Origin of the sequence: Janthinobacterium kochi (assembly GCF_051380715.1) — a bacterium.
GTDB lineage: Bacteria > Pseudomonadota > Gammaproteobacteria > Burkholderiales > Burkholderiaceae_D > Janthinobacterium.
Genome location: NZ_JBNYXO010000005.1, coordinates 310,169 through 324,377, shown reverse-complemented (window position 1 = coordinate 324,377; position 14,209 = coordinate 310,169). Strand labels below are relative to the sequence as shown.

The following is a 14,209-nucleotide window of genomic DNA, read 5'->3' as shown; positions in this document are numbered from 1 at the left end:
TGAAAAACCATGAAAATCCTGAAAATCAGCGGTAAGAATCTGGCCTCGCTGGCCGGCGAATTTGAAGTCGACTTCCAGCACGAGCCGCTGGCGTCCGCCGGCCTGTTCGCCATCAGCGGTCCCACGGGCGCGGGCAAGAGTACCCTGCTCGACGCCCTGTGCCTGGCCCTGTACGACGCCACGCCACGCCTGCTGAAAGTGCTGGGCCGGGGCAGCGCCCTACCCGACGTGGGCAAGGAAACCGTCAACGCCCAGGATACGCGCACCCTGCTGCGCCGCGGCACGCCAGACGGTTATGCGCAAGTGGACTTCGTCGGCAACGATGGTGCCAGCTACCGCGCGCGCTGGAGCGTGCGCCGCTCGCGTACCCGGGCCGAAGGCGCGCTGCAAGCGACCGCCATGAGCTTGCATCAGCTGCCCGCGCTGCAACCCATCGGCGGCACCAAGACGGAAGTCAAGGAAGAGATCGAAAAGCGCATCGGCCTGTCCTTCGACCAGTTTACGCGCGCCGTGCTGCTGGCGCAAAACGAGTTTTCCACCTTCCTCAAGACGGAAGACAATGAACGGGGAGAATTGCTGGAAACCCTGACGGGCAGCAGCATCTATACCGATATTTCCGTGCGCGCCTTCGAGCGGGCGAAAAAGGAAAAACAGGCCCTCGAACGCCTGGGCGAAAAACTGGCCGACCAGCGGCCCTTGTCGCCGCAAGAGCGCACCGACACCGAGGCGCTGTGCAGCGCAGCCGAGGCCACGCTGCAACACATCGACCTGCGCAAGGCAGTGCTGGAACTGCAGCAGCGCTGGCACCAGGAGACGCACAAGCTGCAAACCCAGGTAACTGCCGCGCAAGAGGCGCTCGACAGCGCGGCCTTTGAGCGCGCCGCCGCGGAAGAACGCCGCACGGCGCTGGCGCAGTGGGAATTGCTGCAGCCGGCGCGCCCCCTGGTCGACGACGTGGCGCGCCTGGCAAGCGAGATCGCCAGCACCGGCGCCGCGCTGGAAGCGTCGCGCGTGCAGGCGGCGCAAGCCGTTGCCGCCGAAGCGCAACTGGCTGCCAGCGTGCAGCAAACGGCAGCCGCTTTGCAGACGCAGGAAATGGTGCAGCGCGATGCTGCGCCCCTGCTCGATACCGCCAAGGCGCTCGACGCCAGCATCCTCGCGCAACTGCCCGCACATGGCCAGGCAAGGCAGGCCGCGCAAGGCGCCGACCAGGCCAACGAGTCGGCGCGCAGCGCGTTGCAGGTACTGCAGCAGCGCCAGCACGCCATGCAGGTGGAGCAGGAAACGGGCCGCCTGTGGCTGGCATCGCACCAGCACTGGCAGGCGCTGGCCACGTCATGGCAATTGTCGGACCAGCTGTTCGCCCAGGCCGGCCAGGCCGCCGCGCAAGCCGATGCGGCAGATGCCAGCGTGGCCGCTTCGGCGCAGCTGATGCGCCACGCCAGCGATTCTGCGCGTGAAGAGCACGCCGCGCTGGCCGCTGCCGCACTGGCGCTGGCCGCGCGCGATGCCGAGCGGCGGGCAGCGGCTGGCGCCGTGCAAGCCATCGACGGACAGCTGCTGCAGCAACAGCGCGGCCAGCTGGAAGACCATGCGCGCCAGTTGAATGCGGCAGAAAAGACGTGGACGGAGCTGGCGCGCAAGCAGCAGGAACTGGCGCATGGTCAAGCACGGGCCGCGCAACTGGCCCAGGCCGCGCTGGCGGAAAACACGGCGCTGGCGGCGCAAGCCGCCCGGACGGCGCTGCTGGAAGCTGGCCTGGCGCAGGCGGAAAAATCCTTGAAGGGTGCCGAAGCGGCATGCGCGGCCAGCGTCGAACAGCTGCGCGCCACCTTGCAGGACCAGCAGCCCTGCCCCGTCTGCGGCGCGCTGGAGCACCCGTACAGTCATGCCGACCACGCCTTGCACGCAATGCTGGCCAGCTTGCAAGATGAAGTGCTGGCTTGCCGCACGCAGGCGCGCAATAATCTGGAGCAGCTGGCCACGCACAAGGCGGCGCTGGCCGGCTATGCGCGCGAACAGGCACAAATAGAAGCCGAACTGGCGACCCTGCCGCCCGCCATCGCCACCCTGGAGGCGCAGTGGCAGCCGCATGGCGCTACCTTGCAACTGCCGCCGGCAAACCAGCGCGCGGACTGGTTCACGCAGCAGATGGCGGCCGATGCGGCCGATTTGCAGGCGCTGGCACAGCAGGAGACGGCGCTGCGCCAGGCCAGCGCGCGGCGCGAGCAAGCGCAGGCGGCGCACGAACTGGCCGGCACCGAACACGCGCGCCTGACGGCCGCCGTTGCCGAGACGCAGACACGGCTGGCGCAGTTGCAGGCGCAGCAGGTGGCCAGCAAGGACAAGGCGGAGACGTCGCGCAGCGCCCTCGATGGCTTGCTGGCGCAGCTCGATGCCGCCTTTGCCGACACGGATGGCGCCGAAGACTGGAAGGATGGCTGGCGCGCCGGCCCTGCCGCCTTCCGTGCGGCGCGCGAAACGGAAAGCCGCCAATGGCTGAAACAGCAGGCGGAGCAGGATAGCCGCCTCCACGCGCTGGCGACCCTGGCCGCGCAGCTGGACGCGGCCAATGCGGCTGCGCACACGACACAACAACTGGCACTGGAAGCGCATGCGGCATACGCCGCCCTCGATGCGCAGCTGAAGGCGCTGCAAGCGCAGCGCGCGGCGCTGTGGGATGGCCTGCCCGTGGCCGAGGTGGAAGGCGCGCTGGCAGGCGCCGTCGCGCGCGCAAAAGATCAGCTGGCGCAGCAGCAAGCGGCGGCGCAGTCGGCCAGCCAGGCGCGCGCGCGGCTCGACGAAGCGTGTGCGCAAGCGGCCCGGCGCCTGGATACCTTGCGCCAGCAAGACAGCGATACCGCGGCAGCGCTGGAGGACTGGCTGCGCCGCTTCCAGCTGGCCCATCCGGCCCATGCGCCCGCCGACATGGCCGGCTTGCGCGCGCATCTGTCCATCGCGCCGGAAGCCATGCGCGCCGAACGCGATGCCCTGCAAGTAATCGCCGACGGCCACACGGCGGCGCTCTCCGTGCTGGCCGAACGCCGGCAACAGCATGCGGACCACCTGGAGCGGCCGCCGGAAGCACTGGAAACGGATGTGGCCGCGCTGCAGGCGGCGCTCGACGCGCTTGGCGCGGAACGCCAGGCAGCCAACCAGGAAGCGACGCGATTACGCCTGGCCATCGCGCAGGACGACGCCAGGCGCCACAGCGCACAGGCGATGCTGGCGCAGATCGAGGCGCAGGCCGCCATCGAGCGGCGCTGGGCCAGCCTGAACGAATTGATCGGCTCGGCCGACGGCAAGAAATTTCGCAACTATGCCCAGCAATTCACGCTGGAAGTGCTGCTCGGCTATGCCAACGCGCATTTGAACCACCTGGCGCGCCGCTATCAGCTCGAACGCATCGACAACCCGAACAATCCGTCTCTCGGCCTGATGGTGCGCGACCAGGACATGGGCGGCGAACTGCGTTCCGTGCACTCGCTGTCGGGAGGCGAATCGTTCCTCGTCTCGCTGGCACTGGCGCTGGGCCTGGCCTCGCTGTCCTCGAACCGGGTGCGCGTGGAATCGCTGTTCATCGACGAGGGCTTCGGCAGCCTGGACACGGAAACCCTGCGCGTGGCCATGGATGCGCTCGACGGCCTGCAAGCGATGGGACGCAAGGTAGGCGTCATCTCGCACGTCCAGGAAATGACGGAGCGCATCGCCACCCGTATCCTCGTGCAGCCGGGGTCCGGCGGCAAGAGCGTGGTGACGGTGCGCTAACGGAGTGGCAAGGGCGTCAGCGAAGCAGGGGTTCCCGTCCCAGCCTGAGCAAATCCCAGCCCAGTTCGCGACGGATCTGCTCGGGGTCGGGCGGCGGGCGGCGCTGTTCCAGTTCCGCTTTCAACCACTTCCTGACCAGCTCCTTGGCGGGCTGTACAGGCTTTTCCTTGTCATGCTTGTCCATGGTGCTACCTCTTCAATGGCGGTCAGACGACCTCCTATATACGTTCAACGTCATGGCGCGGATTCAGTTGACCTGCGCGTGGCGCAGATGCAACAACGTGTAACGATGGCCGGAGTGCGTTAAAATCGCCGCCTTCGCGCAGGCACCGCCTACGCCCCGCAACAGTTCAAGGAAACCCATGAAAGCCGCCCGCAGCCTCACCTTCAAGTGCGTAAAATGTCACAAATCCATGCAGGTCTACCTGCAAAAAGTCTCCGCCTGCTCGCATATCCAGCCTTACCAGGGCATCTGCGCATGCGGCGAACTCAAGCGCCACGCCACGGGCCAGGCCGATGCCGTCAAGTCCTACCTGGAGTCGCCCGACGGTAGCTGGTCGCACCATCACTAATGGTTAAAGAATGGGACACGACTGCCGTTAACTGAGTACTTGCTCATTCGGAATTTGTTCATGTCCCAGCTTCCCGCCCTCGTTCCCCCCCTCGCTCCCGGCTCGCGCCAACCTGCCGCCACACCCCTGACAGGGCAAGCGTCGCAAAAAGCGGGCGCCGGCGCGGCCGGTCTGGCCGCTTCGTCCTTGATGCAGCGCACCGCGCAAGACGTGGTGGCCCTGTCGAAAAATGGCCTGGACCTGTCGGCCAAGGGACTCTCGCAACGGACCGATGCGCTGGGCAACGCCACCGTCGACGTGGCACAAGATTTTCTGAGCAACATGACGCGCCAGCTGTTCGGCGACGGCGCCACTGTCGCCTTCGATTCGGTCGACCTGCAAGCCGGTTCCAGCTTCAGCAGCGGCAGTGCCAGCGTTTCGGGCGCTGGCGGCAGCAGCCGCGCAGCCGCCTTCAGTCTCGATGAAAACGCGCATTTCATCGGCAAGGGCAAGATCACTACGGCCGATGGCCAGACCTTCGACTTCGAAGTGGAAGTGCAATATCAATCGAACATCAGCGCGAGCGTCCTTGAGCAAACGCAAGAGGCATCTGAGGAAGCAAGCTCCGCCGATGACGCCGCCCTGCCCGCCAAGGAATTGCCCGCCACCCACTTCGGCGGCAACCTGCACGACCTGTTCAAGCTGCTGGGCCAGCAATTGCAAAGCAATCTGTATCAGGGCATGTCCGACGGCGCCAGCGCCAGCGGCAAGGATGGCGACCTGGCGGGCAGCCTGAGCTTGCGTTTGCTCAAGCTGGTGCAGCCTGACCATGCCGCCGAGGCCGCCAAAGCTGACAAGAAAGCCGCGGAATCCACGCCCGAAGAGCAGGCGCGCGCCCGCGCGCTGGCACTCGCCTATGGTACCGACACGGCAAACAGCACGGCCAGCGACGTATAATGGAAGACGGCCTGCGCAGGCGACCATGCCGCGCGCCCCCTTCTATCGATTGAATCCCATGTCCGACACTTCTTCACCTACCGTTCATCCGCAGATCCACTGGAGCGAAAACGGCGCCGAGCATTCGGCCCGCTGGCGCTCGGAAAGCGGCATGCCGCCGCCCAAGCGCGTCGTCATCGCCGATGACCGCACGACGGCCGACCAGGCTTACCGCCTGGCCTGCGAAGGCACGGCCATGCTGTGGCGTGGCGACTTCCAGAACGCGCGCCAGCTGCTGCAGGCGCTGGCGCGGCGCGCCGACCACAAAAACGACAAACCGAGCAAAAAGGCCAAGGCCACCAAGCTGGCGCAACCCGAACCATCCGCCACGCAAGCGTTCCATCTGCACCGCCAGGCGCAGTCGCAACGCGCCCGCACCCTGGCCATGCTGCTGCTACCTTTTGACGCCGACTACACGATTCCGCTGCGCCGCGCGCCGGACGTGAAACTGGCTTGCAATGAAGCGTATGGCCGCGGCGAAGAGCCGTTCGTCGCCTCGCTGCGCGAGCTGCTGGGCCTGATCGGCGCGCACGAATGGCGCCGCACGGGCGTGGAACTGCCGGCCCTGGGCCAGCGCATCCACCCGCATTACGGCGTGTTCGCGCCGATCCGCGGCGAATACGTTGGCCTGGTGGCCGACGCACCCCTGCCCCCGCGCGCCAACCTGGCCTTCGACATCGGCACCGGCACGGGCGTGCTGGCCGCCGTGCTGGCGCAGCGCGGCATCGACCGCATCGTCGCCACCGACCAGGACCCGCGCGCCCTGTCCTGCGCGCGCGAAAACCTGGCCCGCCTCGATTTGCTCGATAAGGTCGAGGTGCTGCAGGCCGACATGTTCCCTGCGGGCCGCGCGCCACTCGTCGTGTGCAATCCGCCATGGCTGCCGGCCCGTCCCAGCTCGCCCATCGAATACGCCGTCTACGATCCGGACAGCCGCATGCTGCGCGGCTTCCTCGCCGGCCTGGCCGAGCATCTGGAAGCCGCCGGCGAAGGCTGGCTGATTTTATCCGACCTGGCCGAGCACCTGGGCCTGCGCCCACGCGCACAATTGCTCGAATGGATAGAACAGGCGGGCTTGAAAGTGATCGACCGCCTGGACGTGAAACCCACGCACCCGCGCGCGCAGGATGCGACGGACAGCCTGCATGCGGCCCGCTCGAAGGAAATCACGTCGCTGTGGCGCCTGGCAGCTGCCTGATTTCCTATCTGCTGTAAGGCCATTGCGCATTGCAGCAAACCCCGCTATAATTCGCCTGCGGGGTGGAGCAGTCTGGCAGCTCGTCGGGCTCATAACCCGAAGGTCACAGGTTCAAATCCTGTCCCCGCAACCAGATACATGAAAGCCGCTGATCCTTGCAAAGGGATCGGCGGCTTTTTCTATTGCGGCGCAACATGCCCAGCGCCCTCATGCAAGCGAAATACCCTCCGTGCCAATCCGCTCTTTCGCAATGCAACAAACTCGGTTATAATTCGCCTGCGGGGTGGAGCAGTCTGGCAGCTCGTCGGGCTCATAACCCGAAGGTCACAGGTTCAAATCCTGTCCCCGCAACCAATACATAAAAACCGCTGACTCCTGCAAGGGATTCAGCGGTTTTTTCATTTCTAGACTTGCCCATATTTTTACACGGCAACGCTGGCCCTGATCTGCCTGGCCGCCGCTTGCAGGCTGGCCGCCACTCTTTCCAGCTTGTCGGCTCCCGCCGTTTCAGCCAGGGCGGCAAACGCGCTGATATGAAAGGTGGCCACCATCGCCGGCGAGACATCGAGCTCCAGCGCGGTCTTGCTCAGTTCAGTCGACGCCTCGAGGTAAGGCTCGCTGCCAGCCTCGAAGGCCTGCTTCGTTTCCAGCAATTCCTGGCCACCCTGCGCCTTGGCCAGGCAATCGTCGACCTTTTGCTGGAAGGCCGGCAAGGTATCGCGCACCGGCCCGGGTTCAGGCGCTGGTTCTGGTTCAGGCTCCGCTGGCGCAGCTGGCGCCGGCTTGCCCGCCGTCGGCATGTCACGCAAAGTCAGCCAGCGCTCGACGGCGAGAAAGTCGGCAAACGGCTGCTCTACCTTGGGATTCATCAACCAGACCTCGCCCGTGCGCCAGTCGATCCGGGCGCCGCGCTCATTTCTCGCCAACAAAATATCCTTGCCGCCATCGGCATTTGACACCCGGCCGATGTCGAGCCAGTTCATCAGTTCCGCCTGGCGCGACATCGCGTTGACCCGATGAAAAAAGGCCAACCATAAAAATCTGGCGACCAAAAGAACCAGGACACCGCCAACCATCCACATCATTTTTCGCTCCGCACCACATCGACAACCCGCATTTTCTCACATGAAAGCTTGCGCCAAGGAAACTTTTACATCTGCCGTGCGGCAGCGCAAAGCTACCACCGCGCGCGGGCCGGGCGCGCAGTCGCATTTCAGCAACGCCGCATTTTCCTGATTGCCTGGCGTGCGCTGCTGCGTTATTATGAGAACAATTCTCATTTAGATTAAGCAGTACTGTACACATGCTGTCCGCCCCTTCCCCGCCGTCCGATTTCCAGGCCCTGTATGCCGCGCACCACTCCTGGTTGCTGCACTGGCTGAAGCGTCGCCTGCACGATGCGGGGCTGGCGGGCGACCTGGCGCAGGATACCTTCCTCAAGATTTTCCTTGCGCGCAGCAGTGCTGAAATCGCGCAGCCACGCCCTTTCCTGGCTACTATCGCCAAACGCCTGCTGGCCAATCACTGCCGGCGCGAAGAGCTCGAACGGACCTACCTCGACGCCCTGCGGCATCAGCCGCAAGCCTGCGCGCCCTCGCCGGAAGCGATGTCCCTCCTGCTCGAATCGCTGCAATTGATCGACCGCGCACTGGACCAGCTCTCCACCAAGGCCAGGGCCGCCTTCCTGCTGGCCCACTTGGACGGCATGAGCTACGCCGAGATCGCCGCCGAACTGGGCACCAGCACGCATTCCGTCAAAAAATACCTGAGCAAGGCCAATTTGCTGTGCTTTTTTGCCGTGCCCGATTTTGCCGCCGCCTGACATGCGCACCGCCACCGTCTATGCACTGGGCCAGCCCATCGACCTGGCCATCGCCATGCAGGCAGCCGAATGGCTGACCACCCTGATGAGCGGCGCCACCACGCCGGCGGAAAAGACGGCCTGGCACCAGTGGCGCCAGGCACACCCCGACCATGAACGGGCGTGGAAACACATCGAAAGCGCCAGCGGCGGCTTGCGGCAACTCGATGGGCAAGCCAGCCGCAAGGCGCTGCTGCAAAGTCCCAACTCGCGTTCCGTCTCGCGGCGCAACAGCCTGCAGCTGCTGGCGTGGGTATCGACCATCGGCATCACGGGCTGGTTCGGCGCGCGCTCGGAATATGCGCCCGACATGGCACGCGCCGCACTGGCCGACATGGCCACGGGCGTGGGCGAGCGCCGCGAGCTGACCCTGCCCGACGGCAGCCGTTTGCACCTGAATGGCGGCAGCGCCGTCAACATCCGCTACACGGGCACGCAACGGCTGCTGCAACTGGTGCAGGGCGAAGTCTTCATCGCCACCGCCCGCGAAACGGGCCTGCCCTACCGTCCCTTCCTCGTCGACACTGCGCAAGGCCAGGCGCAGGCGCTGGGCACGCGCTACTCGGTGCGCCAGGCGGACGGCAATACCCTGGTCGCCGTCGAAGAAGGCGCCGTGCGGCTGACGCCGCGCCATGGCGACGGCAACCGCGTGATCCAGGCGGGCCAGGGCGGCGGCATGACGGCGCAACAAATCCTGCCCGCGCACGCCGTCTCGCCCGACATCTGGGCCTGGCGCCAGGGCTTGCTGCTGGCCGACGCCATGCCGCTGCGCGAGTTCCTGAATGAACTGAGCCGCTACCGCCACGGCTTGCTGGGTTGCGACGACGCCGTCGCCGGCCTGCGCATCTCCGGCGTCTTCCCGCTGGCCGACCTGGAAGCCGTGCTGCTGTCGCTGCCCAATTCCCTGCCCGTCGACGTGCGCCTGCGCACACGCTACTGGGTGCAGGTGGAGGCGCGCCGGCAGCGCTAGACATTTATCTTGAGTCCACCGCAAAAAAACCTTACCCGTTTGCGTTTCTCGCGTGACCTGTGTAGGCAACGTTCTTTTTGACGACTACACCACAAGGTAACCATGTCTCCTGCCATTCATTCCAAGCCGCGCATCAAGCGCATGGCGTATGCCATCCAACTCGTCTTTATCGGTTCGGCCCTGCTGCTGAACGCCCAGGCGCCAGCCCTGGCGCAGGAAAGCTCCGCAGCGCCAGCGGCCAGCCAGGACTTCCAGGTGCCGGCCGGCGACTTGTCCGCGGCGCTGCGCCAGGTCGCCAGCCAGTCCCGGGTCATCCTCAGCTTCACGCCGGAACAGACGCGCGGCAAGACGTCGGCAGGCCTCACGGGCCGCCACGATGTGCTGGCCGCCCTGAACGGCGTGCTGCGCGGCACGGGCCTGAAGGCCGAGCGCAGCGCCAATGGCAGCTATGTGCTGCGCCCGGCCGATGCGGCGGCGGGTAGCCAGGCGCTCTCGATGATGCCGGAAGTGTCGGTCAAGGCGCAGCAGGATGCGACGGAAGGCTCGGGCGCGTATGTCTCCGCCCTGCCGATCGCCACGGCCACGCCGCTGGGCCTGTCGATTCGGGAAACGCCGCAGTCGGTCAGCGTCATCACGCAGCAGCGCATGCAGGACCAGGGCTTGAGCACGATTGCGCAAGTGATGGCGCAAACGCCGGGCATCACCCTGTTCTCGCTAGGCAGCGAGCGTACGGGCTTTACTTCGCGCGGCTATTCGATCACCAATTACCAGCTCGATGGCGTCAACACCCATTCGGAAAACCTGGGCCTCAATGCGATACCGTCGCAAAGCCTGGCCGACATGGCGCTGTATGACCGCATCGAAGTGCTGCGCGGCGCCTCGGGCCTGATGACGGGCGCAGGCGACGCCTCGGGCGCCATCAACATGGTGCGCAAAAAGCCGACGCCCCAGTTCCAGGCATCCGTCGAGGGCGAGCTGGGCTCCTACAATGAACGGCGCGTCCTGGCCGACGTTGCCGGCCCGCTCAACGAAGCGCGCACCGTGCGCGCCCGTCTGGTGACGGTGTACGAGGAAGGCGACGGCATCATCGACGGCTACAGCCGCGACAAGAAAGTGGTCTACGGCGTGGTCGAGGCGGACCTGTCCGCCGACACGAAACTGACAGCCGGCGTCACGCACCAGCGCAAGCGCTCGAACGGATCCTTGTCCTACCTGGGCTTCCCCCTGTTCTACAGCAATGGCGCCATGACGGACCTGCCGCGCTCCTTCAGCCCGGCGGCCACGTCGAATCGCTTCGACAGCAATTCGACCGACCTCTTCGCCACTGTGGAACACGCACTGGCGAACGACTGGAAGCTGAAAATCTCGACCAACCGCGTGCAGTCGTCGCAAGAAGAGCGCTCCATCTACCTGGACGTGAGTGGCGGCTTTCCCGACCAGGCCACGGGCGATGGCCTGCGGTTAAACGCCGACTACCGCGATTACCAGCTCCAGGTCAACAGCGTGGACGTCAATGTACGCGGCCCGTTCGGCGCGTTCGGCCGCCAGCACGACCTGGTGCTGGGCATGGACTACAGCGAATTCCAAAGCACGACGGATGGCCGCTTCGGCGGCGGCGTCGCAAGCACGCCCGCTAACCTGTACCGCTGGAACCGCACGGCAACACCCGCGTTTGGCAATGCTGTCGTCACTTACGACAGCACGCGCCGCCAGGCCAGCGCCTACGCGGCCAGCCGCTTTACGCTATCCGAGCGCCTGAAATTGATCGCCGGGGCAAAAGTGCTGCGCTACAGCGAGAACTACATCTCGGACGCACCTTCCGTGAATTTTTACAGCGCGTCGCCAGCCTCGGAAAGCCGGGTCTTCACGCCGTATGGCGGCCTGGTGTTCGACATCGACGGCACGCACAGCGCCTACGCCAGCTACTCCACCATCTACCAGCCGCAGGCATCGCAGGACCGCTACGGCAAGCTGCTGGCGCCGCGCGAAGGCAAGACCTTTGAAGCGGGCGTCAAGAGCGGCTGGCTCGATGGCCGCCTGAACACGGCTGCCGCGCTGTACCAGATCCGCCAGAGCAACCTGGCCGAATCGGATCCCGGCTACACCGTACCCGGCACGAACAATCCCGCCAACCGCACCATCAAGGGCGCCAGAACCCAGGGCGTGGACCTGGAAGCGACGGGCGCCATCACGCCGGACTGGAACATCTCGGCGTCGTGGTCTTACAGCCAGACGGAAAACAATACCGGCAAGGCGATCCTGACCACCTTCCCACGCCACCTGGTGAAACTGTGGACCACGTATCGCCTGCCCGGCGAGCTGCATCGCCTGATGTTGGGCGGCGGTGTGAACTGGCAAAGCCGCGTGCATTCCGACATCGACGCGTGGCAGATCAACAGTACCCTGCACTGGGAACAGAAGGCGTACTCGGTGGCCAGCCTGATGGCGCGCTACGACGTCAGCGACAAGCTCTCTGCCACCGTCAACGTGGCCAACCTGTTCGACAAGCAGTACACGGCTTCCGTATCGGACTGGTGGTACTCGGGCATGCATGGTCCGGCGCGCAAGGTGGCGTTGACCGTGCGGTATCAGTTCTGATGCACTGAACGGGGCGGGCCGAATATTTCGCATCATCCAGGGGCCGGTGATACAATTTTCCGCTTCACGGGCACAGATACTGCCCCGTGCCACAGAATTACCCAAGGAGAATGTGTGAAGGACCTCGCCCCCGCCCTGCTAGCCGATCCGGCCGACCAACCCGCCAATCCCTCGCGCCGGCGCATTTTCCAGGCCGCTTCCGCAGTCGGCCTGGCCGCCAGCCTGCCGGCGCTGGCCGATGCCGCGCCAGCCAGAAAGACCATCGCCAGGGGCTCGCTCGACGCGAAACTCAAGGCGCACGTCAAGAACGTGGTGGTGATCTACCTGGAAAACCGCAGCTTCAACAACCTGTTCGCCAACTTCCCCGGCACCAGCGCGCCCCTGTCCGCCGTCACGCCAGAACAGGCGCAGCAACTGGACCGCGATGGCAAGCCGCTGGCCACCCTGCCCAAGATCTGGGGCGGCCTGGTGCCGAACCAGCAAAATATCGGCGGCATCGATTACCTGATCAAGGAAGACCAGATTTCCGGCCTGCCGAACGCGCCCTACAAATTGAGCGACGCGGCCGGCAAGCCCCTGCCCGAGAGCATCATCACGCGCGACCTGGTGCACCGCTTCTATAACAACCAGATGCAGATCAACGGCGGCAAGAACGACGGCTTTGCCGCGTGGGCCGACAGCGGTGGCCTGGTAATGGGCCATTACGGCGAAACGTCGAAAAACCTGAACCTGTGGCAGATCGCCGAGCAGTACACGCTGTGCGACAACTTCTTCATGGCGGCCTTCGGCGGCTCCTACATGAACCACCAGTTCCTCGTCACGGGCCGCGCCAACGAATATTTCAATGCTGCCGAAACGGCGGCGAAGAAAAAGATCGCCGTGCTGTCCGATGGCCCGCAAGGCGTGCGCCTGGCCATTTCTCCCGAGTGCCCCGCCTCCGCGCTCGATGGCAAGCCGAAATACGTCAACGACGGCGCCCTCACGCCGGACGGCTATGCCGTCAACACCATGGCGCCGCCGTACCAGCCCAGCTATGTCCGCCCCGCCTTCGACGGCGACCCGCTGCATGCCGACCCGGCCGACGCCAACACCCTGCCGCCACAAACCTATGACACCATCGGCGACCTGCTGTCGCGCCAGGGTGTCAGCTGGGCCTGGTATGGCGGCGGCTGGCAAGCGGCGCTCGACCAGAAGGGCGGCGGCAGCAAGCCGAACTTCCAGTTCCACCACCAGCCGCTGAACTACTTCAAGCAGTTCGCCCCTGGCACGGCGGCGCGCGCCGAACACCTGCGCGACGGCGGCACGGGCGACAGCCCGATCTCGAACAAATTCCTCGCCGCCGCCGTGGCGGGCAAGCTGCCGGCCGTGACTTTCTACAAGCCGCAGGGCAATCTGAACCTGCACGCCGGCTATTCGGACATCGAGTCGGGCGACCAGCACGTGGCCAACATCATCCAGCATTTGAAGGAATCGCCGCAGTGGAAAGACATGATCGTGGTGATCACGTTTGACGAAAACGGCGGCTGGTGGGACCACGTGGCGCCGCCAAAAGGCGACCGCTGGGGTCCGGGCACGCGTATTCCCGCCATCGTCGTCTCGCCGTACGCAAAAAAAGGCGCCGTCGACCACAGCTTCTACGACACCACGTCGATCCTGCGCCTGATCACGCGCCTGCATGACTTGCCGCTGCTCGAAGGCCTGAAAGTGCGCAACGACGCCTTTGCGGCCCGCGGCGCGCTGCCGCCGGGCGACTTGACTGGCGCCTTGAGCTTCCGCTAAGCCTCCCACAGTGCGGCACGCCTGTGATACACTGCGTGCCGCACTTAAATCCGCAGGACAGGTATTCCTGACGGTTGCATCCACAATGAGCCCGACTCCAGTAGCCGGGCTTTTGTTTTGTGGATGAAGTTAAAGCGTATAGACATAGGCAGGCAGCACCTTGCCCGCCCCTTGGCTTTCGCAGGCCAGGGACAGAGGTTAGTAAATGAGAGATAAAAAAGACAACGCCACCATCGACTTGCCCGGCTTCGGCCCGCTGCCAGCGCACGAGGCGCCAGACCAGGCGCCGGAACCGCAGCGCCGCACGCGTGCGCGCAAGGTGGCTTTGAAGCAGGTGCAGCTCGAATTGCTGGAGCCGACCGACGCCACGGGCCTCCCCGTGTGGACACGCGACGCCGGCCTGGATCTGACCGGCTTGCCCATCTGGGCACCCGATAATTAACCCCATGCCGGCGGCCGTTTGCCGCTGGCTTCCACACCACCGCACA

11 protein-coding genes and 2 tRNA genes are annotated in these 14,209 nt (G+C 65.3%); 11 read left to right on the top strand and 2 right to left on the bottom strand.

The genetic code is table 11. From position 1 onward, the window contains the following. Positions 1 to 9: 9 nt before the first annotated feature. Positions 10 to 3,768 (top strand): AAA family ATPase, encoded by a 3,759-nt coding sequence (locus tag ACQ4WL_RS14135; protein WP_436510326.1) that lies wholly within the window; start codon positions 10 to 12, stop codon positions 3,766 to 3,768. 16 nt (positions 3,769 to 3,784) lie between these two features. Here ACQ4WL_RS14135 and ACQ4WL_RS14130 read toward each other — a convergent pair whose 3' ends face one another. Continuing rightward, on the bottom strand, positions 3,785 to 3,952 hold the full coding sequence (locus ACQ4WL_RS14130; RefSeq protein ID WP_436510325.1) for a hypothetical protein: 168 nt from the start codon (positions 3,950 to 3,952) through the stop codon (positions 3,785 to 3,787). Positions 3,953 to 4,130: 178 nt separating this feature from the next. Between ACQ4WL_RS14130 and ACQ4WL_RS14125 the strand changes: the two genes are divergently transcribed. The 5 genes from ACQ4WL_RS14125 to ACQ4WL_RS14105 all read left to right on the top strand — a co-directional run bounded on the left by ACQ4WL_RS14125 (position 4,131) and on the right by ACQ4WL_RS14105 (position 6,867). Continuing rightward, positions 4,131 to 4,340, top strand: a complete 210-nt coding sequence (locus ACQ4WL_RS14125) for a hypothetical protein (RefSeq protein ID WP_436510324.1) — start codon at positions 4,131 to 4,133, stop codon at positions 4,338 to 4,340. Between the two features lie 60 nt (positions 4,341 to 4,400). Beyond that, positions 4,401 to 5,276 carry a hypothetical protein gene (locus tag ACQ4WL_RS14120; RefSeq protein ID WP_436510323.1) on the top strand — a complete coding sequence of 292 codons (876 nt, stop codon included), beginning with the start codon at positions 4,401 to 4,403 and terminating at the stop codon, positions 5,274 to 5,276. A 58-nt stretch (positions 5,277 to 5,334) separates the two neighbouring features. Then, on the top strand, positions 5,335 to 6,513 hold the full coding sequence (locus ACQ4WL_RS14115) for a methyltransferase (protein ID WP_436510418.1): 1,179 nt from the start codon (positions 5,335 to 5,337) through the stop codon (positions 6,511 to 6,513). 56 nt (positions 6,514 to 6,569) lie between these two features. Next, positions 6,570 to 6,646: transfer RNA gene (locus tag ACQ4WL_RS14110), tRNA-Met, on the top strand. A gap of 144 nt (positions 6,647 to 6,790) precedes the next feature. Continuing rightward, positions 6,791 to 6,867 (top strand) — tRNA-Met (locus ACQ4WL_RS14105). 68 nt (positions 6,868 to 6,935) lie between these two features. Here ACQ4WL_RS14105 and ACQ4WL_RS14100 read toward each other — a convergent pair. Then, positions 6,936 to 7,496 (bottom strand): hypothetical protein, encoded by a 561-nt coding sequence (locus ACQ4WL_RS14100; RefSeq protein ID WP_436510322.1) that lies wholly within the window; start codon positions 7,494 to 7,496, stop codon positions 6,936 to 6,938. Between the two features lie 320 nt (positions 7,497 to 7,816). Between ACQ4WL_RS14100 and ACQ4WL_RS14095 the strand changes: the two genes are divergently transcribed. The 5 genes from ACQ4WL_RS14095 (at position 7,817) to ACQ4WL_RS14075 (ending at position 14,163) form a co-directional block, all read left to right on the top strand. Continuing rightward, positions 7,817 to 8,335, top strand: a complete 519-nt coding sequence (locus ACQ4WL_RS14095; protein ID WP_436510321.1) for a sigma-70 family RNA polymerase sigma factor — start codon at positions 7,817 to 7,819, stop codon at positions 8,333 to 8,335. A 1-nt stretch (position 8,336) separates the two neighbouring features. Then, complete coding sequence (locus tag ACQ4WL_RS14090) at positions 8,337 to 9,344, top strand: FecR domain-containing protein (RefSeq protein ID WP_436510320.1); 1,008 nt, start codon at positions 8,337 to 8,339, stop codon at positions 9,342 to 9,344. A gap of 102 nt (positions 9,345 to 9,446) precedes the next feature. Beyond that, entirely contained in the window at positions 9,447 to 11,942 is a 2,496-nt protein-coding gene (locus ACQ4WL_RS14085) for a TonB-dependent siderophore receptor (RefSeq protein WP_436510319.1), read from the top strand. 114 nt (positions 11,943 to 12,056) lie between these two features. Further along, complete coding sequence (locus ACQ4WL_RS14080; RefSeq protein WP_436510318.1) at positions 12,057 to 13,721, top strand: acid phosphatase; 1,665 nt, start codon at positions 12,057 to 12,059, stop codon at positions 13,719 to 13,721. A 205-nt stretch (positions 13,722 to 13,926) separates the two neighbouring features. Next, positions 13,927 to 14,163, top strand: coding sequence for a hypothetical protein (locus ACQ4WL_RS14075; protein WP_436510317.1), 237 nt, complete (start codon positions 13,927 to 13,929; stop codon positions 14,161 to 14,163). The last annotated feature ends 46 nt before the right edge of the window (positions 14,164 to 14,209 follow it).